Genomic DNA, 19,045 nt, shown 5'->3' with positions numbered 1-19,045 from the left:
TTCCCTAGGATCGGCGGAGGATGGGGCCCTGGTCGAAGTCGTCGTCGTCCCCGGCAGCGGGCCGGCGGACGGGCCGCGACGGCTGCCGCGGCTGTGGGTCCGACGCGGGTTCGGCCGCCGCGGTTCCGAACGCTTCCGCCTGGGCTTCGCGCACCTGCGCGGAGACGTCCACGCCGAACGCGTCGCCGAAGGTCTCGTCCACGATGCCGGCCTGCTGCTGCGCGGCCCCGGCCGCCGCCCGGCGGATGGTGTTCATGATCGTCGCCGCCAGCTGCCCGGCCTCGACGCGGGTGGCCCCGGCGGTGAGCCGCAGGTCGGTGATGGTCCCGCCGGCGCCCGCGGTGACGGTCACGGTGCCGTCCGGCGAGGTGACGGTGGTCTCCAGCCGGGCGATCCGCTCCTGCATGTCGCCTACGCCGGCGAAGCGGGCCTCGGCCTGCCGCACCTTGCTCCGGAAGTTCTCGAACTGGGCGATCAGCTCGTCCATCTGGGCGGACATCGTGTCTCCCTTGCGCGGTTCGGGGCCCCTGTGCCCGCATCATGACAGATCCGTTCCGCCGCGGATCGCGTTTCGCCGGATCGGGTCCTCAGCCGCCGTCGAGCTCCACGGTCACGGTGCAGACGTCCCCCACGTCGAGACCTTCGGCCACCCGGACGGCCCGCTTGAGGGGCAGGACGTAGGCCTCGCGCGCACCGTCCGGGAAGATCGAGGTCTGCCAGCTCGTGGCCCCGATCGTCACCCGGACGCGCACCGAACCGAAGCCCCGCCGCGGCTCGGCAGCGAGCTCGCGGATGTCGTCCGACGCCTCGGCGGGCAGGCTGACGAAGACCCAGCTGTCGGTGCGCCGGGCATCCCATTCCCACAGCTCTGCTTCGAAGACGATGATCACGCCCGCAGTGTCACACGAGGCACCGACAGTTTCCGGACGAGCACCACCTGCCCGGAAGTGGCGGCAGGCCGCACGGCTAGGCTCTTCGTCGGCGAAAACGACCACCATTTCGCCGACGCATGTGCACCACGACGCGGGGAGAACAACCCATGCTGGACCGAGCGGTCATCGACGCCCTCTTCCCTGCCGACCTGCCCGAGCCCGGGCACTGGGAGCAGCAGTACCCCGCCCGGCAGCTGCCCGAGGGCGCGCTGGTCACCCGCTTCGGCCCGTCCCCGACCGGGTTCGTGCACGTCGGCGGCATCTACGTCGCCACCATCGACCAGGACGTCGCCCGGCGCTCCGGCGGCCGGTACCTCGTGCGCGTCGAGGACACCGACCAGTCCCGTGAGGTCGAAGGCGCCCTCGAGCAGTTCGAGCGCGGCTTCTCCTACTTCCACCTCGCCGCCGACGAGGACATCGACCACGGCGGCGACTACGGCCCCTACCAGCAGTCGGCCCGCGAGCGGATCTACCTCACCTACGTCCGCGAGCTCCTCCGCCAGGGCAAGGCCTACCTCGACTTCGCCACCAAGGAAGAGCTGGCCGCCATCACCCAGCGGCAGCAGGCCACGAAGCTGCCCACCGGCTACTACGGCAGCTGGGCCATCTGGCGCGACGCCGACCCGGCCGACGTCCAGGCCAAGCTGGACGCGGGCGCCCCGTACGTCGTGCGGTTCCGCGCCCCGGACGACACGGGCGCGCGCGCCCGCTTCACCGACGCCATCCGCGGGCCGCTGGAAGCCGAGGCCAACCGCAACGACGTCGTCATCCTCAAGAGCTCCGACCAGAGCCCGCGGCTGCCGACCTACCACTTCGCCCACGCCGTCGACGACCACCTCATGCGGGTCAACCTGGTGATCCGCGGCGACGAGTGGATCTCGTCGGTCCCGGTGCACCAGCAGCTGTTCGACGCGCTCGGCTTCGAGCCGATCACCTACGCGCACATCGCGCCGCTGATGAAGCAGGAGGGCGGCAGCAAGCGCAAGCTGTCCAAGCGCAAGGACCCGGAAGCGTCCGTCGACTTCTACATCGAGGCCGGCTACCCCGCCGAAGCCGTCCTGTACTACCTGCGCGGCCTCGCCAACGGCCGGCTCGCCGAACTGCCGCTCGAGCAGGCGCTGACCGAGCCGATCAACCTCGACGAGTGCGGTGTCGCCGGCCCGCTGGTGGACCTGGTCAAGCTCGACGACATCGCCGCCGACCACATCGCCACCCTTTCCGGTGCCGCGATCCTCGACGCCGTCCGCACCTGGGCCGAGCGGTTCGACCCCGAGCTGCGCCGGGTCCTCGACGAGGAGCCGGACCTCGCCCTGCGGGCGCTGGCCGTGGAGCGCGACGGTGCCGAGAACCCGCGCAAGGACCTGAAGAAGTGGGGCGAGTTCCGCGCGGTCTACGGCTTCTTCTTCCCGCAGCTCCACGCGGCCGTCACCGGACCGGACGACGAGCGCATCGCCGCTCTCGGGGTCGACCCCGCGGTCGTCCGGGCCGTGGCCCGGGACTTCGCCGCGGACTACCGCCAGCTCGACGACGGCCAGGAGTGGTTCGACCAGATCCGCGCGGTCGCGGCCAAGCACGGCTTCGCCCGCAACGCCAAGGAGTTCAAGAAGAACCCGGAGGACTTCCCCGGCTCCATCCGCGAGGCGTCGCAGATCATCCGCATCGCCCTCACCGGGTCGACGCGCAGCCCCGACCTGCACGCGATCACGCAGGCGCTGGGCCAGGAGGAAGTCCTCGGCCGGATCGCCGCGCTGACCAAGTAGCGACGAGGAGGCCCCGGCGTCAGGCGCCGGGGCCCGCGCCGTCGTCCTCGAAGGGACGGAAGCCGAACCGCACCACGCTCGCCGGCTGGGTCCTGGCCCCGCTGTCGGCCACCGCGGTGATCAAGCCGGCCGCGTCCTCGCCGTCCAGCCGGGCCAGGAGGCGGGCCAGTGCCTCCGGTGCCCCCACCGGTTCGCCGGGCGTCTGGATCAGCGTGCGGTGGAGGATCCCCACGTCCCAGCCGTCCACGCTGCCGCTGCCCGCCGGCACCCGGAGGGTCACGTCGAGCAGCCAGCGCGGTGCTTTCCCGGCCAGCGCCGGCGTCGCGTGCGCGGTCAGGCCGACGACCTGGTCGGCGCGGATCAGGCCGTCACTGAGTGTCGCGAGCCACACCTTGGTCAACCCCATGGGTCAACGGATAACAGCCGCGCCGCGGCGCCGCAATCCCCCGATGGCTCACGGGGCTTGTCCGGGCTTCGCTTCGTCCATCATCAGCAGCGCGCCGTGGCTCTCGCCGTTCGAGCTGCACAGCAGCCGGACGACCGTCGTGCGGCCGCGCCGGTTGATCGCGTCGAGCAGCAGCTCGCCGTAGTACGACGGGTCCGACAGCGCTTCGCGCACCATCGGGCGGACGTCGGCGACCGGCAGGCCGGTGTCCAGGTTCAGCAGGTGCGTGCCCTCGGCTTCGTCACGCCGCACGCCCCACAGGTCCTCGGCGCCGCGGTTCCACGCCTTGATCCGCATCTCGGCGTCGATGACGACGATGCCGGCCCGGATCGAGTGGAACACCACGGAGACGCCGAGCAGCGTCTTGTTCTTGTTCACCAAGGGGTTGACGTGCACCTCGTACCACACGGTCTCCCCGGCCCGGCGCCACTCGACGTCCTTGATCGCAGCGACCGGCGTTCCAGCCGGGCCTGCTCGACGTACGCGCGCAGCGCCACCGGCCGGTAGGAGACGTCGAGGTCGCGCAGCGGCCGCCCGACATCGCGTTCGGACAGTCCGAACGCGACTTCCGCCTGCGCGTTGATCAGGGCCGTCGTCTCCCCTTCGGTGAAGACGATCTGGGCGACCGAGTTCGCCGAGAAGGCGTGCTCGCGCAGTTCCTCGAGGCAGGTCGATCCGGGAGATCGGCGCGTCCTGCACCAGGTCGTTGCGCCCGAAGATGACCGAGCGGCGCAGGTCCTTGCGGAAGCAGTAGCGGCCGCCCTGCAGCTCGAAGTACTGCTCCAGCTGCGCCTCGGTGAGGCCGTCGACCTCCGCCGGGGGGGGTAGGCCGCGTGCCGGGCCTGCGCCAGCGCCTCCTCGTCGACGTCGGTGGCGTAGATCTTCACCCGCTGCCGGAAGGCTTCGACCCGGTGAAGTCGAAGCCCCGCGATTCCTTGAGGTAGGTCAGCACGGACTCGAAGTCGCCGGGGATTCCCTGGGCTCGGTCACGGTCCGACACGCTACCCGGCCGGACGGTCACCGGCGGTGCGGGCACCGGGGAGCAGCACCGCCCAGACGACCTTCCCGCCGGCCCACGACCGGCTGCAGCCCCAGGTACGGGCGATCTGCGCGACCAGCTTCAGCCCCATGCCCGGCTCGAACGGGGAGAGCCGTTCGAGCAGCACGGCCGGCCGCGTGTCCTGGTCGGCCACGGCTACCGTGCAGATCCCCCGGCGCAGGTCGAGCCGCAGCTTCGGATCGGAAGTGGTGTGCCGCAGCACGTTCTCGACCAGCTCGGTGGCGATCAGCCGGGCGTCTTCGCCGAGTTCGGCCACGTCCCACTCGGTCAGCTTGCCCGTGACGAACTCCCGGATCTGCGCCGAGACACCCTCGCTGCGCGGGAAGACGCGTTCGCACCGGCGGCGCACCGGGTGCGCCAGTGCCGCCGTCGCGGCCGCCAGGTCGGCGCGGACCGGGACGTAGCGGTCGACGACGTGGCGGCTGAGCAGCTCGCGGTGGCCGGTCCCGCCGGCCGCGAGCGTGAACGGGATGCCCGGCCAGTCGCCGATCCGCATGGCGATCAGGGAGAAGACGCTCACCAGCGCCACGTCGGCGATGACCAGCCCGCTGATGTCGGCCACCAGGCCCTCCGGCGCGTCGGTGGCGATCTTGAGCAGGCCGTCCCGCAACGCCGGGTACGAAACCCGGTTCAGCTCACCGGTGGCCTGCACGACAGTCGCCTCCCCGTGGCGTTCGACGGTCAGGTGGACCGGAGTGCGGTTCATGGTGAAGCAGCCTCCTCTGCCGGCCGCTCGCTCGTCTCGAGCAAGAACCGGCGTAGCGTCTCGGCGGCATCGGCGGCTTCACGGGCCGAAGCGGCGTAACGTTCCGACAACCCGCCCGGGGGCCGGGCGGCGAACTGCGCGGCCGGCTTCCTGGCCAGCTCCGCCTTTTCGTCGAGCGCGCGCAGTGCCTTCTGCAGCGCGAACCGGACCTCGTCGTCGTGGGCCCCGAGCAGTGCTTGGGCCGGCCACGCGTGCCCGATCCGGCAGCGGTAGCGGCCCGCCGGGTCGAGGCGGACCAGCTTGTCGAGCAGCACGCCGATCTCGCCGCCCCGCATGACGTGTTCGGTGTCCACCAGCGACAGCGCGTTCTGCGGCATGCCGCTGTACAGCGCGTCGGCCGGGTCCTGGACCACGGCGAGCCCGCCCCGGCCCACGATCGCGCGCAGCCCGGCCGCCCCGTCGTCCAAGACCCCCGACAGCACGACCCCGATGGCCCTCGGCCCGGCGGTCACGGCCGCCGACCGGAACGTCGCGTTGATCGCCGGCCGGTGCCCGTTCTCGGTCGGCCCTGGGTGAGGACCAGGGATCCGTCGTCGGTGAGCAGGTGCCGGCCGGGCGGCGCGACGTACACGGTGTCCCGCTCGATCGGTTCGCCGTGCCGCGCGAAGCGGGCAGGCAGCGGACCCGCGCGGTCGAGGATGCCGCCCAGTGCGCTGCGCGTCCCGGCGGACAGGTGCAGGGTGACCAGGACCGTGCCCGGGAAGCCGGGCGGCAGCGCGGACACCACCGACCGCAGCACCTCGACGCCTCCGGCCGAAGCGCCGATCGCGACGAGGTCGCGCCGGAAAGGTGGCACAGCGTCCACCTCCTCACTCTTCCCCGCACGGTAGTGGAAGCCGCTCACTACTCCGGGTAGCCCCCGCCGGGCGGGCTAAACGCCGGATCCGCCGCGTCCGCCGGACGGACGTGGCCGAGGATGGCGGAGGCGATCCCCGGCAGCGGCAGCACGGCGTGGACCAGGCTCGTGCCGCTGGCCGCGCCGGGCATGCCGAAGTGCGCGGACGTCGCCTCGTCCTGGGCGAACACGGTGCCCCCGAAGCGGACGACGGCCCGGATCCCGACCTGGGCGTCGGTGCCCTTGCCGGTCAGGACGACGGCCAGCGCGCGATCCGCAGCTGACGGCGAGCGTGACCAGCAGCAGGTCCGCCGACGGCCGCGCCGGCGGCAGGGCGCCGACGTCGAGCAGCGCGATCCGCGACTCCGGGGTCAGCAGGAGGTGCCGGGCCGCGGGGACGACCAAGGCCACCCCGGGCACCAGCTCGGCACCGTCCACGGCGTCGGCCACCCGCAGGGCCGTGCGCTCGGCCAGGATCGCGGTCAGCAGGCTCGGCCGGTCCGGGTCCAGGTGCTGGGGCGACGAGCACCGCCGCCGGGAGATCCGCGGGCAGCGGGCCGAGAACGCGCGCGAGGGCGTCCAAGCCGCCCGCCGAGGCGACCAGGGCGACGACCGGGAACCGCGCCGGATCGCCGGAGGTCACCGGCGCTCACCGCCGGCGTCGACCGGCAAAACCCGCCGCACTTCCCGACGGCCGCGCACGGGTTTCGTGGTGTCGCGGGGCCGCCCCGGCGACCAGGGCACCGCGGTTCCCGCGGACGTGAGATGCTCGACCACGCAGGCAGGCCGAAGGCGGGAGGCACAGCGGGTGACCACGTGGATCGACGTGATCAACTTTGTTCGGACGCGGTACGAGGTCCTCGAGGAGTCGGAGGACTGGCTGCGGTTCCGGCTGGAGGGGCCACGGGACCGGACGCAGCAGGTGACGGTGCACCACCTCGCCGAGCTCGACGGCGGCTCGTGGATCGAGATCTCCTCCCCGGTCGGCTGGGCCGACAAGGTCGACCTGCGGCGGCTGCTCGAGCTCGCCGGCGGCTCGGCCGTCGGCGGCGCGGCGGTGGTGGACGGTGTCGCGCTGCTCAAGCACACGGTGCCGCTGGAGGACCTCAGCATCCTGGAGGAGTTCGAGCGGCCGCTCAAGGCGGTCGTCGCCCGGGCGGACGCCTTCGAGCACGAACTCACCGACGGCGACGAGTTCTGAGCGTCCCCACCGGGTTCACCGGGAGCGGCGGGCCCGGTCGGTCCGCCGCCGGTTCTCCTTTTCCAGCGCGGCGACGAGTTCCTCTTTGGACATCCGCGAACGGCCAGGGACACCGAGCTGCTTGGCGCGCTCGTAAAGGTGCTGCCGGCTCGCGGTGGCGTTGACGCCGCCACGGGTCGGCCGTCCGGGCTGCCCCGCTCCCCCGGCGGCTTGCTCGTCCGACGGGCCGCGTTCGGGTTTGGGCTCCCAGTGGTCGCCGACCTTTTCGAAGGTGTGCTTCAAGGCCGAGTAGGCGGTCTGCTGCGCCCGCCGGCCGGGACCGTAGGTCTTCAGCGCAGAGTCGTGCGCGGCGACCCACGTGTCCTGGGCCTTGCGCGGCGACCGCAGCAGGGTGCTGGGCAAGTCTTCGCGTCCGGGCATGCCACCTCGGCTACCCGCCACCGCCCGTGGTGAAACGGCGAGCGCCCGCCGGCCGACCGTCCGGGCACGCGAACCGACTGTCCGGGTACGCCGGCCGACCGTTCCGGTACGCAAACCGACCCGGCCGGGTACGCGGTGCCGCTGCGCCGGGTGCGGTTCGCGTACCTGCCGGGTCCGCTGGCGCACCTGCAGGGTCGGGTCGCGTACCCGCAGGGTCGGCTGGCGTACCTCCAGGGTCGGGTCGCGTACCCGCAGGGTCGGGTCGCGTACCCGCAGGGTCGGGTCGCGTACCTGCAGGGTCGGATCGCGTAGCTGCAGGGTCGGATCGCGTAGCTGCAGGGTCGGGTCGCGTAGCTGCGGGGGCGGCGGCCAGCACGACCACGACCTGGATCGCCCGGATGTGACCCGGCTGCCGCACCGGCGTGGCGACCTCGCGCCGGCGACGGGGCGCCGCTACCGTCCTAACAGGACCCGAGCGGGCGGGCGGAGCCTCCTGCGCGGGGCCGCTGCCGGGTCGGGCATGCTGGTGGCCACTGCTATCCGGGGACGAGGGGACAAGAGGGCGTTATGGGTGTTTCACCCGATTTGAGCGTGCCGGCCAGCGTCGAAAGCCCGGTGCCGCCGAAGCCACCCGGCTCGCCCGTGGCCCGGTGGCTGCTGGAGCACCGCGTCGCGCCGGTCGGGCGCGCGGGCGGCGAGGACCACGGCACGCCGCAGGCCTGGTGGAAGGTCATGTGCCTGACCGGCGTCGACTACTTCTCCACCCTCTCCTACCTGCCCGGTATCGCCGCGCTCGCCGCCGGGGCGCTCTCGCCGCTGGCGACCCTGCTGATCGTCGCGCTGACGCTGCTCGGGATGCTGCCGATGTACCGCCGGGTGGCCCGCGAAAGCCCGCACGGCCAGGGCTCGGTGGCGATGCTGGAGAACCTGCTGCCGTTCTGGCGCGGCAAGCTGTTCGTCCTCACCCTGCTCGGGTTCGTCGCCACGTCGTGGATCATCACGATCACGCTGTCTTCGGCGGACGCCACCGTGCACATGCTGGAGAACCCGTACCTGCCGGGCTTCCTGCACGGCCACGCGGTGCTGATCACCGTCGTGCTGCTGCTGGTCCTCGGCGGGGTGTTCCTGCTCGGCTTCAGCGAGGCCGTCGGGGTCGCCATCCCGCTCGTCGCGGTGTTCCTGCTGCTCAACGCCGTGGTGACGGTCGCGGGCGTGATCGACCTGCTCGGTGATCCCGCCGCGCTCTCGCACTGGACCGACGCGCTGACCGCCGGCGGTGGCGGCTTCACCGGCGTCATCGGGCCGGCCATCCTCGCGTTCCCGCTGCTGGTGCTGGGGCTCTCCGGGTTCGAAACCGGCGTCAGCATGATGCCGCTGGTCAAGGCCGACGGGAAGACCGCCGAGGAGAAGCGGGAATCGCGGATCCGCAACACGCGGAAGCTGCTGACCGCCGCGGCGCTCATCATGTCGGTGTTCCTGATCGCCACCAGCTTCGTCACCACCGTGCTGATCCCGGCCGACGCGTTCGAGGACGGCGGCGAGGCCAACGGCCGCGCCATGGCCTACCTCGCCCACCGCGAACTGGGTGAGGTCTTCGGGACCGCCTACGACATCAGCAGCGTGCTGATCCTGTGGTTCGCCGGCGCGTCGGCGATGGCCGGGCTGATCAACATCGTCCCGCGGTACCTGCCGTCCTACGGGATGGCGCCGGAGTGGGGCCGCGCCGTCCGGCCGGTCGTGCTCGTCTACACCGCGATCAGCGTCCTCATCACCATCGCGTTCGGCGCCGACGTCAACGCCCAGGCCGGCGCCTACGCGACCGGGATCCTGGCGATGATGGTCTCCGGCGCGGTCGCGGTCAGCATCTCGGCGATCCGGCGACGTCAGCGCGGCGCGGCCGCCGGCTTCGTCGTCCTCACGCTCGTCCTGCTGTACGCACTCGTCGAAAACGTCATCGAAAAGCCGGACGGGATCGCCATTTCGGCCCTGTTCATCCTCGGGATCATCGTCGTTTCGCTGGTGTCCCGCGTTTCGCGGACGACGGAGCTGCGCGCCGACCGCATCGAGTTCGACGACGAGGCCCGCCGCTTCATCGCCGACTCACTGGCCCACGACGGCGCCCTGAACATCGTCGCCAACAAGCGCCAGGACGGCGACCACGCCGAGTATTCCGCGAAGGAAGCCGAACAGCGCGGGATGAACCCGGTGCCCGGCGCCGCCGACATCCTGTTCCTGGAGGTCGACGTCGTGGACCCCTCGGAGTTCAGCAACGTGTTGAAGGTGCGCGGCGTGGAGATCGACGGCTACCGCATCCTCCGCACGGACAGCCCCGCGGCGCCCAACGCGATCGCCGCGATCCTGCTGACCCTGCGCGACGTGACGGGCGTGCAACCCCGCTGCTACTTCGAATGGTCCGAGGGCAACCCGCTCGGTCACCTGTTCCGCTACCTGCTCCTCGGCCGCGGCGACACGGCACCGGTCGTCCGGGAGATCATCCGCAGCAGCGAGAAGGACCCGGCTCGCCGCCCGGGCATCCACGTGGGCGGTTAGCACGCCCAACCGGACGGGGTCACGAGCTCACCACAAGCCCCGAACGCTCACCGCCCAGCAGGCGGTGGACCTCCCCGCCGAACCGGGGCGCGGGCCGGTGCTCGCGCGGGCCCACGGCCGTCCTGCGGGCGGGGACCGCCTGCGGGTGCGCGGCCGGGTGCCCGCGCGGGTCCGCGGGCCGGTGGTGGGGGTCCCGGGCGGGCCGGCCGGGGCGGGCGGGCGGCCTGCGGGACCGGGCGGGGCCGGTTGACCCACGAGTCGAACAGGAGGATCAAGCCCGCGAACACCGCGCAGCCGATGCCCAGCGCGATGTGGACGAGTGCGCCGAGGATCCCGGCGACGAGCAGCACCGGCAGCACCGCCATCAGGCAGAACGGGTCGATGCGGCCGAATTTCGGGCGTTTCGGCCCCTCTCGGGGACTCACCGTGCGGTCTCCGGGTTCCTGGGCGCCATCCCAGCAGTATGCAACGGCGGTGCCCGGCCCTGCCACCCGGTTGGCGGACCACACCCGTCCATGATCACCCGTGGTCACCGGACATGCCACCACGGTGGCGGGCAGGAACGGACAGGATCCGGCCGTATCCGGAGAGAGACTGCGGGGTTCCGTGGCGCAATGGCGCCGGCGCCGAAAGGGGTCGCGCGTCCGAGGTTCGTGACCGCGGCCCGGTAGCGCGCCCCAAGGCCACCTTGGGTGCGTTCAACGCACCGAAGGCCACCTTGGGTGCGTCCAACGCACCGAAGGCCACCTTGGGGCGCACCTCGCCGCGGGTGACGCCGGTGCGGTCGACCTCGGCTGGCTCGGGTACCGCGGCTAGCGGACCGCGAACACCATGCCGATGTCGGCGGCCTCCTGGACGGGGTCCTGCGTGGCCTCGACCGTGAAGCCGCGCGCGGCGAAGACCTCGCGGACGGTGTCGCGGTGCTGCCGCCACCCTTCGACCTCGACGACGGCTTGGCGGACCAGCGGCCAGTGCCGGTCTTCGAGCCCGCGCAGGACCTCGAGCTCGGCGCCTTCGACGTCGACCTTCAGCAGGTCGATGCGCTCGATGCGCTGCTCGTCGAGCACCGCCGACAGCGGCCGGACGCGGACGCGGTGGGTTTCGAGTTCCCGCATCACCCGCAGCTTGCGCCCGACGATCCCGCGCAGGATCGGCGCGGGCACGCGGCGCAGCCCGGCACCCAGCCCGCCCCGGCGGATCATCTCGACGACGCTGGCGGTGACCCGGCGCCGCTCGGCGTCGACGTTCGCCGCGTCCCGCCACGACGACGAGAAAATGGTCGCCGCCGGGAAGTAGCTGAAGTCGAGTTCGTCCTCGGCGGCCGCCAGCCCGTAGGGCAACGCGGTCAGCCGTCCGCCGAAGAAGTCGCGGCCGTTGCGCTCCAGCGTCGCGTGGAGCGGCGGGAGCGGCTCGAACGCGTAGATCCGCACGTCGCCGTCCAGCCGCTCGTACACGGCCGCGGAGAAGACGCCGATGTTGGCGCCGACGTCGAGGACGGTCGCACCGGGGGCGAGCTCGACGCCGTTGGCGAAGTAGGCACCCACCTCCTCGCGGAGGAAGGACACCTCCCACGGGTTGATGCTGTGCAGGTCGATCGTGTCCATGGTCACGCGCAGAGGCTTATCAGCATCGCGTTCCGCTGGGCACCCCCGTTCGGCGGCTACTCCCCCGGCGCGGCCGCGATCCGGCGGCGCGCGCGGACCTCGGCCCGGCCCCGGGCGGCGTACCACTGCAGGGCGACGATCAGCGCGAGCCCGAGTTCGACGACGTCCCCGCCGTAGTACATGAGTTCGGCCCCGGCCTCCCGGTCGGCGACGGCGAGGACCACGCCCGGCGGCGGGGTGACGTACAAGGTCTTCGCCAGCACGGCGTGCGCGGCGGCGGCACCGATCAGGGCGCCCGCGCGGACGCCGAACCCGGCCCGGTGGCGCAGCGGGTCGAGCCGGCAGATCGCCGTGGTGAACAGCAGGCCGGTCAGGAAGACGTGGACGTGCAGCCAGGGTTCGTCGCCGATCGCGGCGAAGAGGCCGGTCCGGTAGAGCAGCCACAGGCTCCCCGCCTCCAGGACGGCCGCGACCGGCGGGTGGACCAGCACGCCGGCGGGCCGCGAACCCAGCACCCGCTTGAGACGCCGTCGAGCGGCCGCCGGCACCGCGCGCAGCAGGAGGGTGACCGGACGGGCGAGCACCAGCAGGACGGGCGCCAGCATGCCGAGCAGGACGTGCTGCAGCATGTGCCCGGTGAAGGACGGGGTGCCCGGCACCAGCGCAACGCCGACGCCGGCGGCGAACACGACGTCCCGGGCGGGTGGCCACCGGTCACCGCGGCGCCGCAGCCGCCACGCGCCGGTTTCGTAGGCCGCGAGGGCGAACAACGCCAGGCCTTGGTGGACGACGTGGCCGATCACGCGGTCGTCCGCGCGCGGCGCACCAGGACCACACCGGCCACGACCAGGAGCACCGCGACGACGTTCCACGTCCAGTCGTAGGGCGTGAGGTCCACGGCGTAGCGGATCTGGTGCAGGCCGAGGAGTTTGTGCTGGACGGTGCCGTCGTAGAGCTGGAAGGCGCCGGCCCCGGTGAGGACGCCACCGGTGAAGGCGCGGCCGGAGAGCCGGTCACCGCGCCGGAGGTCGGCGACGAGCACCAGCCCGAACACGACGGCGAAGAAGCCGAAGGCGTGGAACAGCCCGTCGGAGACGAGCCCGGCGTCGGTGGTCGAGCGGTCGTAGAAGTGGTGCCAGTGCAGGAGCTGGTGGAAGACGGTCTCGTCGACGAACGCGGCGACGCCGATCCCGGTGAGGATCCCGGCCCACGTCGACCGTCTTGCTTCCGGCATCTGCACCACCTCCGGTCGTCGGGCCACCCGCCCGGGTTGCGGGACACGCGGGTCCGCATCGGGTGAGCCGGAACGCCCGGCTCGCCCGATGCCTGGCCTCAGCGGCCCCGGGTCTCCCCCTCCACGTGCAACGCCCCTTGCTCCGGCCCCGCGGCCGCCGCCGAACCGGCCTCCACGCCCACCTGGTCGGGCTCGGTGTCGACCGGGCGGCCGTCGCCGTCGACCGGTTCCAGCTGCATCGGCTGGTCCGGCGTCGCGCCCGTGTCCGGGTCCGGGTCCGCCTCCTCGTCCGTCCGGGCCCCGAGGCCGGCCGGGGGCACTTCCGCGGCCGGGTCCGGGCGCTCCTCCGCGATGCGGTCGCCCAGTCCCCTCGGGTGCGCCTGCTCCCACGGGGTCATCCCGTACTTCGTCACGCCCGACCAGTGCTCCGGGGGATCCATGCCCTCCTCGAGCGGGTCGGCGCGGATCCGGTCCTCGTCGAGGTCCTCGGCGCTGTTCAACGCGGCCGGGTCCGTCTCGACGGCGTCCGGTTCGCCGGTGTCCTGCGGCGGGTCATAGCTCTGGTCCGGTTCGGTCATGTTCCCCGGGCTTCCCGCTGACGCGAGGGCGAAACACCGGCCGCCTTCGCCGGTTCTGGCCGGCAGGATCACCCCCACCACGGCCGGGACCACCCGAAAGCGTGCCCCGGGTTCGAGGCGCTCCCCCGTCAGGAACCGCGCCGGTTATCGGCGTTTGTGCGGCACCACCAGCGGTATCCGGGGCCTTCCGGTACCCCCGAACACGAGGAGGCGTCATGCCCCGACCGGTATCCGACCAGGTGGTCGTGCTCATGGGCGCGTCGAGCGGGATCGGGCGCGCCACCGCGCTCGCCTTCGCCGCCCGGGGAGCGCGTGTCGTGTGCGCCGGACGCACCGCGCGGGCCCTCGACACGCTGGCCGGGGAGATCGGCGGCGCGGGTGGGACGGCACTGGCCGTGCCCACCGACATCACCGATCCGGCCGCCGTCCGCGCGCTGGCCGATGCGGCCGAAGCGGAGTTCGGCCGGATCGACACCTGGGTGAACGTCGCCGGCGTGTCGGTGTTCGGCCGCGTCGAAGAGATCACCGACGAAGAGTTCGAACGCGTCCTGCGGGTGAACTTCCTGGGCCACGTCCACGGTGTGCGCGCGGTGCTGCCCGCCCTGCGCCGCGCGGGCGGCGGGTCGGTGATCGGCGTGGCGTCGGTCGAGGGGGTGCGGGCGGTGCCGCTGCACGCGCCCTACACCGCCAGCAAGTTCGCGCTGCGCGGTTTCTACGACTGCCTGCGCATCGAGCTCGCCCAGGAAGGTGCCCCGATCGCCGTCACCACCATCCTGCCGGGGGCCATCGACACGCCGTTCTTCGAGCACGCGCGCAGCAAGCTCGGCGCGCTGCCGAAGCCCCCGCCACCGGTGTACGCGCCCGAGACGGTCGCCGACACGATCGTCTTCGCCTCGACGCACCCGCGCCGCGAGATCCCGGTCGGTGGCGCCGCGGTCGGCTTCTTCCTGGGGCAGCGGCTCTCCCCCGCGATCACCGACGCGCTGCTCTCGCTGCGCCGCGTCGGCTCGCGCAGCTTCCGCAACACGCTGCCCGACAACGGAACCGACAACGTCGATTCCACTGTGGACGAACCGGGTCAGGTCCACGGCAGCCATCCCGGCCGGGTGATCCGGCGCAGCGCGTTCACCAGGCTGGCCGGCACGCTCCCCCGCCCGGGCGACCTGCTCACCGCGGCGGTGTCGCGCCGCCACCGCGCGACGGGCTGAGGGTTGACCGGCGCGCGGCGGGGTAGCCGCGCCGGTATGGATCCGACACACGATGGTCAGGCCCGGTCGAAGCCCGGCTGGGCGCACCGAATCCTGTGGAAGGCCGAAGAAGCCCAGGTGCTCGACGGCCCGGCCACCGGCCTCAAGCGGCTGCTGGGCGGCGTGGCCGGAAGCAGCGTAACGCGGCAGCTGCGCGGCCAGGGGCTGGGGCATCCGCTGCACCCGCTCGCGGTGACGGTCCCCGTCGGCGCCTGGCTCTGCTCGGCGGCGTTCGACCTGCGCCCGGACGGCCGCGACACGGCGCGCCGGCTGGTCGCGGCCGGCTTGCTGGCCGCCCCGGCGGCCATGGTGCTCGGCTTGGCCGACTACACGGGCCTGGACGGACGGCAACGCCGGGTCGGCCTGGTCCACGCGGCCGCCAACGCCACGGCAACGGCGCTGTTCGCCGCGTCCTACCTGGCCCGCCGCGGCGGCCGCAGCGGACGGCTCCTCGGCGTCCTGGGCCTGGCCGCGACCAGCATGGGCGGCGCGCTCGGCGGGCACCTGGCCTACGCCCAGGGCGCCGGCGTGTTCCGCTGGCAGCCCCTGAACGACCTGGCGCCCGCAGAGCTCGCGGGCGGAGAACCGGCGGCACCCCGCAACCCCGCCTGACCCGGCGGCCGGGGTGCAGCTCCCTTCCGCGCGGTGCGACCCGCCACGGCCTTGACATGCGGGCGTTGCGCCCCAAGGTGGCCTTCGGTGCGTTCAACGCACCCAAGGTGGCCTTCGGTGCGTTGAACGCAACCAAGGCCACATTGGGGCGCTGGGGGCCGGCCGCTGTCGACCGCCGTAGGACACCCCGGCGCTGGTCGAGCGCGCGCAACTCCGCCTGACCGGCCCAGGCTTCGATCACCGGCCACCGGGTAACCGGCTCGCATGAGCGAATCCGAAAACCGCCCGCTGACCCCCGACGTGCCGGCCCCTCCGGGCACCCCGGAGCTCGACCTCGACGTGGAAATTCCCGAAGCCGACCGGCAGCGGAAGAACCCCGGCTCTCAGGACGTCGACGAAGACGCGGGTGAGATCGAGCCGCCCAGCTGACCGGCCGGCCAGGGCCGTGCCGCCGTCATCAGGCCGATCATGCCCGCGACCAGGCGCATCTGGTCCACCGTCCGGATGTCGGCCTCCACGAGCCGGGGGGAACACACCAGGACCGCCAGCGCCTGTGCCCGCGACAACGCGACGTTCAGCCGGTTGCGGGACAGCAGGAAGTCGAGCCCGCGCGGCAGGTCGACCGCCGACGACGACGTCATCGTCGTGATCACCACCGGGGCCTCCTGGCCCTGGAACCGGTCGACCGTGCCCACCCGGACACCCGGGTACCCGGCCTCCTCCAGCGCCCGGGTCACCGTGCGCGCCTGCAGGTTGTACGGCGCGACGACGAGGACGTCGTGGTCGCCGAGCGGCCGGGCCGGGCCGTGGTCGGTCCACAAGCGACCGTGCACTTCGGACACGATGCGCACGACGGCCGCGGCTTCCTCCACCGAGCGGGTCGTGTTGCCCTGGTGGTCTTCCTCGGCCAGGTACAGCCCCGCGGTGACGCCGTCCAGTGCGCGTTGCGCGGCCGAGGGGTGGGCGTGGAGCTTTCCGGCGTAGGACAGGTTCGACACCGGTTCGCACACGGCGGGGTGCATCCGCCGGGTCTCGTCGAGGAAGTAGCCCAGTGACGCCGGCATGATGTCGGCGTCGCCGATCAGGTGGCCCAGCGCCGAGGCCTCGGCGCCCGCCGGGTGTGTGCCCTGCACCACCTGCGGCAGCTGCTGCGGATCGCCCAGCAGCAGGACGTTCTTCGCGCACATCGACACCGCGAGCGCGTCGGCCAGTGCGAACTGGCCGGCCTCGTCGATGATCAGCAGGTCGAAGGGCTCTTCGCGGACCGCGGCGTTGGCGAACGTCCACGCCGTGCCGCCGACCAGGTGCCCGGCGTCGTGCTCTTCGCGCCACTTCACCAGCGCCGGGTTGCTCTTCGGCTGGTCCCACGGCGCGGCCGGGTCCGGCGTCTTCTTCGCGCGCTTGGCGCACGGCAGCTCCGGGGCGCTCTTCTTGGCCGCCCTCAGCACGTTCTCCACGGCCTTGTGGCTGGTCGAGGTGACCGCGACCGTGCGGCCCGCCCGCACGAGCCGGGCGATCAGCCGTCCGGCGAGGTAGGTCTTGCCCGCCCCCGGCGGCCCTTGCACGGCCAGCGCCGACCCGTCGAGCGCGTCGACTGCCTCGATCACCGTGGCGACCAGGTCCGCTCCCGGTGCCGGCAGCGCCGCGCCGCCGCGCAGCCGCGGCGGGGTCCGCCGGAGCAGGTCGACGCCGGGGTGCCGCGGCAGCTCCGGCAGCGCGTCGACGACCAGGCGCGCGAGGTCGGCGACGGCTTCGTCCTTGGGCGAGGGCCGCACCGGGCTGCCCGGCAGCACCGCGCTCGGCCGGTCGTTCGTGGTGGCGTCCGGCGGGCAGCTCTCCTCCAGCGTCAGCTCCACGGCCGACGCGGCGACGACCTTCGCGTCGCGGGCGGTGTCGCCGTAGCGCAGCCGCACGTCGTCGCCGGGGGCGAACGGGTGCGGCCGGTCGGGGTCGCACGCCAGCAGCAGCGTCCGCTTCGCGGTGCGCGCCCGCCCGGCCGGGGGCACCCACTCCCCCGCGTCCAGCGACACCGGCACGGCGCAGGCGGTGTCCACTTCGAGGTCGCCCAGCGGGGCGGCCAGCCGGCGGAAGTACTCCCACCACGCCGGGTTCGTCTCGCGGCGGTGGTAGCCGACGGACGCCGCCAGCAGCGCGCGGGCCCGCTCGTCGGCGGTGAAGTGACCCGGGTCGTCCGGCAGCCCGTCGAGGAGGGGGTCGACCAGCGCCGCCAGCTGTGCGGCCCGTTCGGCGCGCCGCTCGGCGGCGACGTCCTCTTCGGCCGCGCGCAGCAGCGCGTCCTCGGCGGATTCCGCGGCGGGCTCCGGGACCTCGATCCCCGCGCCGGCCCGGACGCGGTGCAGGAACTCGAACAGCCGCTGCGCGGAGACGCAGTCGTCCTCGGTGTTCTCGCCGATGCGGCGCAGGACCTCGTCGGCGCGTTCCGGTTCGCCGGACTGCGCGAGCGCCAGGTATTCCTCGTACGCCTCGACGTCGGACACGGCGGTCTTCCCGCGGGCGCCGGGCTGGTAGAGCGGCTCGAGGTGGCGGATCGAGTACGACCGCTGCGACACCCGCAGTGCCTTGCGGACGACCGCGTGCAGGTCCACGACCGCGCCGCTGCGCAGCAGGTGGTCGACGGTCTCCTCGCGGGTGCCGTGCACCGCCGCCAGCCGCTTGATCGCGGTGACTTCGTACGGCGCGTAGTGGTAGACGTGTGAGCCGGGGTGCTCGGCGACGCGCGCCGCGGCGAAGTCGACGAACTCCTCGAACGCCCGCCGCTCCTGGGCGCGGCTGTGCGCCCAGAACGGCGTGAACTGCCGGTCGCCGACCGCGCCGAAGAGGTACTCCAGCCCCTCGCCGGCGAGGGCGTGCGGATCGCCCGCCAGGTCGACGAAGACGTCACCCGGGGCGGGGGCCGGCAGGGCGGCCAGCTCGTCCGGGTCGACGATTTCGTAGGCGATCTCGCCGGTGGTGTCCTGCCGGACCTGCAGCGCGGCCTGGGCGCGCAGGGTCGCGAACGCCGTCGCGGACAGGTCCCGCGGCCGGTCGGCCGGACCGGCCGCGGCCAGCGCGTCGATCGAGCCGAGCCCGGCGGCGACGAGCTTGCGGCGCTGGTCGCCCCGCATCCCGGCCACGAGCGAAAGGTCCCGGTCGGCCTCCCGGGCCGAGGCGCAGTGCCGCTCGAACCCGCAGCCGGCGCAGGCCGGGCGTTCGTCGGCCCACAGCGGGACCGGCAGCCGCGGCGGCCGGCCGTCCAGCCGGGCCCGCAGCCGGTCCACCAGCGGCCGGAAATCCTCGACGCGCAGCGTCCGGGTGCCGCCGTCGGTGAGCCGGAGGTGCAGGTGCGGCCCCGCGGGCCGGCCGGCGCGGGTGATCGCGTCGGCGCACGCGGTCAGCTTGACCACCGCCGCCGGCGTCGCCTGCCGGACCGGCTTGGCGTCGTGGACCTCGTAGCGGCCTTCGTCGTCCTGGACCAGGAAGTCCGCCTGGGCCGAGAACTCGCCGTCGAGGAAGACGGCCCGGTGGATCACCGGGACCCCGGACCGCATCGCCTCCTCCGTCGACTTCGCCGCGAGCGCGGTGTCCTCGACGTCGATTTCGGCGATCTCGCGCCCGTCGGCGCGGAACCGGGCGAGCATCGCCGTGGCCTGCCCGCGGCGGGTGTCCGGTTCGGCGGGCGCGGGCCGCGGCGCGCCCGGCAGGCCCGCGGCCAGCGCCTGGCCGAGGATGCTGCGGTGTTCGCAGTCGAGCAGGTCGGCGAGATCGGCTGGGGTGAGCATCGCCGCGCAGTCTGGCACGGCC

The 19,045-nt window shown here is 73.3% G+C and carries 19 protein-coding genes and 2 pseudogenes; 6 read left to right on the top strand and 15 right to left on the bottom strand.

All coding sequences use genetic code 11. The annotated features are described in order from the left end of the window. Nucleotides 1–4: 4 nt before the first annotated feature. Nucleotides 5–499 (bottom strand): YbaB/EbfC family nucleoid-associated protein, encoded by a 495-nt coding sequence (locus ACLJQE_RS35095; RefSeq protein WP_410643847.1) that lies wholly within the window; start codon nt 497–499, stop codon nt 5–7. An 88-nt stretch (nt 500–587) separates the two neighbouring features. Beyond that, entirely contained in the window at nt 588–890 is a 303-nt protein-coding gene (locus ACLJQE_RS35090; RefSeq protein ID WP_410643846.1) for a DUF1905 domain-containing protein, read from the bottom strand. 149 nt (nt 891–1,039) lie between these two features. Here ACLJQE_RS35090 and ACLJQE_RS35085 point away from each other — a divergent pair, with 149 nt between their 5' ends. Beyond that, complete coding sequence (locus ACLJQE_RS35085; RefSeq protein WP_410643845.1) at nt 1,040–2,692, top strand: glutamate--tRNA ligase; 1,653 nt, start codon at nt 1,040–1,042, stop codon at nt 2,690–2,692. A 19-nt stretch (nt 2,693–2,711) separates the two neighbouring features. Here the strand turns inward: ACLJQE_RS35085 and ACLJQE_RS35080 are convergent, their stop codons facing one another. From ACLJQE_RS35080 to ACLJQE_RS35055, 6 genes and pseudogenes are all read right to left on the bottom strand, one after another. Beyond that, nucleotides 2,712–3,098, bottom strand: a complete 387-nt coding sequence (locus ACLJQE_RS35080) for a hypothetical protein (RefSeq protein WP_410643844.1) — start codon at nt 3,096–3,098, stop codon at nt 2,712–2,714. Between the two features lie 48 nt (nt 3,099–3,146). Further along, nucleotides 3,147–4,045 (bottom strand): annotated as a pseudogene (locus tag ACLJQE_RS35075) (PAS domain S-box protein); the annotation flags it as partial. A 93-nt stretch (nt 4,046–4,138) separates the two neighbouring features. Beyond that, nucleotides 4,139–4,903, bottom strand: a complete 765-nt coding sequence (locus ACLJQE_RS35070) for an ATP-binding protein (RefSeq protein ID WP_410643843.1) — start codon at nt 4,901–4,903, stop codon at nt 4,139–4,141. Beyond that, the gene (locus ACLJQE_RS35065; RefSeq protein ID WP_410643842.1) at nt 4,900–5,415 is read right to left on the bottom strand and encodes a chemotaxis protein CheB; all 516 of its coding nucleotides are present in this window, start codon (nt 5,413–5,415) and stop codon (nt 4,900–4,902) included. Before ACLJQE_RS35065 ends, ACLJQE_RS35070 begins: the two co-directional genes overlap by 4 nt. Beyond that, nucleotides 5,412–5,759 (bottom strand): chemotaxis protein CheB, encoded by a 348-nt coding sequence (locus ACLJQE_RS35060; RefSeq protein WP_410643841.1) that lies wholly within the window; start codon nt 5,757–5,759, stop codon nt 5,412–5,414. The genes ACLJQE_RS35065 and ACLJQE_RS35060 overlap by 4 nt, the downstream gene beginning before the upstream one ends. Before the next feature lie 47 nt (nt 5,760–5,806). Next, a pseudogene (locus tag ACLJQE_RS35055) lies at nt 5,807–6,254 on the bottom strand (chemotaxis protein CheB). A 352-nt stretch (nt 6,255–6,606) separates the two neighbouring features. On the opposite strand from ACLJQE_RS35055, the gene ACLJQE_RS35050 reads away from it, so the two are divergent. Then, nucleotides 6,607–6,999: a hypothetical protein gene (locus tag ACLJQE_RS35050; RefSeq protein WP_410643840.1), complete on the top strand. Its 393-nt coding sequence runs from the start codon at nt 6,607–6,609 to the stop codon at nt 6,997–6,999. A 15-nt stretch (nt 7,000–7,014) separates the two neighbouring features. Here the strand turns inward: ACLJQE_RS35050 and ACLJQE_RS35045 are convergent, their stop codons facing one another. Then, nucleotides 7,015–7,419: a ChaB family protein gene (locus ACLJQE_RS35045; protein WP_410643839.1), complete on the bottom strand. Its 405-nt coding sequence runs from the start codon at nt 7,417–7,419 to the stop codon at nt 7,015–7,017. 567 nt (nt 7,420–7,986) lie between these two features. On the opposite strand from ACLJQE_RS35045, the gene ACLJQE_RS35040 reads away from it, so the two are divergent. Next, nucleotides 7,987–9,969, top strand: coding sequence for an amino acid transporter (locus ACLJQE_RS35040; RefSeq protein ID WP_410643838.1), 1,983 nt, complete (start codon nt 7,987–7,989; stop codon nt 9,967–9,969). A 47-nt stretch (nt 9,970–10,016) separates the two neighbouring features. Here the strand turns inward: ACLJQE_RS35040 and ACLJQE_RS35035 are convergent, their stop codons facing one another. The 5 genes from ACLJQE_RS35035 to ACLJQE_RS35015 form a co-directional block, all read right to left on the bottom strand. After that, a complete protein-coding gene (locus tag ACLJQE_RS35035) occupies nt 10,017–10,394 on the bottom strand; it encodes a hypothetical protein (RefSeq protein WP_410643837.1) in 378 nt (125 codons plus the stop codon). 387 nt (nt 10,395–10,781) lie between these two features. Further along, on the bottom strand, nt 10,782–11,573 hold the full coding sequence (locus ACLJQE_RS35030; RefSeq protein WP_410643948.1) for an FkbM family methyltransferase: 792 nt from the start codon (nt 11,571–11,573) through the stop codon (nt 10,782–10,784). A gap of 56 nt (nt 11,574–11,629) precedes the next feature. After that, nucleotides 11,630–12,376 carry a cytochrome c oxidase assembly protein gene (locus ACLJQE_RS35025; RefSeq protein WP_410643836.1) on the bottom strand — a complete coding sequence of 249 codons (747 nt, stop codon included), beginning with the start codon at nt 12,374–12,376 and terminating at the stop codon, nt 11,630–11,632. Further along, nucleotides 12,373–12,807, bottom strand: a complete 435-nt coding sequence (locus ACLJQE_RS35020) for a DUF2243 domain-containing protein (protein WP_410643835.1) — start codon at nt 12,805–12,807, stop codon at nt 12,373–12,375. The genes ACLJQE_RS35025 and ACLJQE_RS35020 overlap by 4 nt, the downstream gene beginning before the upstream one ends. Before the next feature lie 98 nt (nt 12,808–12,905). Beyond that, the gene (locus ACLJQE_RS35015) at nt 12,906–13,385 is read right to left on the bottom strand and encodes a hypothetical protein (RefSeq protein ID WP_410643834.1); all 480 of its coding nucleotides are present in this window, start codon (nt 13,383–13,385) and stop codon (nt 12,906–12,908) included. Between the two features lie 215 nt (nt 13,386–13,600). Here ACLJQE_RS35015 and ACLJQE_RS35010 point away from each other — a divergent pair, with 215 nt between their 5' ends. From ACLJQE_RS35010 to ACLJQE_RS35000, 3 genes are all read left to right on the top strand, one after another. Continuing rightward, entirely contained in the window at nt 13,601–14,593 is a 993-nt protein-coding gene (locus ACLJQE_RS35010) for an SDR family oxidoreductase (RefSeq protein ID WP_410643833.1), read from the top strand. A gap of 36 nt (nt 14,594–14,629) precedes the next feature. Further along, on the top strand, nt 14,630–15,244 hold the full coding sequence (locus ACLJQE_RS35005; protein ID WP_410643832.1) for a DUF2231 domain-containing protein: 615 nt from the start codon (nt 14,630–14,632) through the stop codon (nt 15,242–15,244). 264 nt (nt 15,245–15,508) lie between these two features. After that, nucleotides 15,509–15,673, top strand: coding sequence for a hypothetical protein (locus ACLJQE_RS35000; RefSeq protein WP_410643831.1), 165 nt, complete (start codon nt 15,509–15,511; stop codon nt 15,671–15,673). Here the strand turns inward: ACLJQE_RS35000 and ACLJQE_RS34995 are convergent. Next, nucleotides 15,628–19,023, bottom strand: coding sequence for a TM0106 family RecB-like putative nuclease (locus ACLJQE_RS34995; protein WP_410643830.1), 3,396 nt, complete (start codon nt 19,021–19,023; stop codon nt 15,628–15,630). The two genes, ACLJQE_RS35000 and ACLJQE_RS34995, sit on opposite strands and share 46 nt — an antisense overlap. Between the last annotated feature and the right edge of the window lie 22 nt (nt 19,024–19,045).

Origin of the sequence: Amycolatopsis sp. lyj-346 (genome assembly GCF_046548975.1) — a bacterium.
GTDB lineage: Bacteria > Actinomycetota > Actinomycetes > Mycobacteriales > Pseudonocardiaceae > Amycolatopsis.
This window is presented reverse-complemented; position numbering and strand designations above follow the sequence as displayed.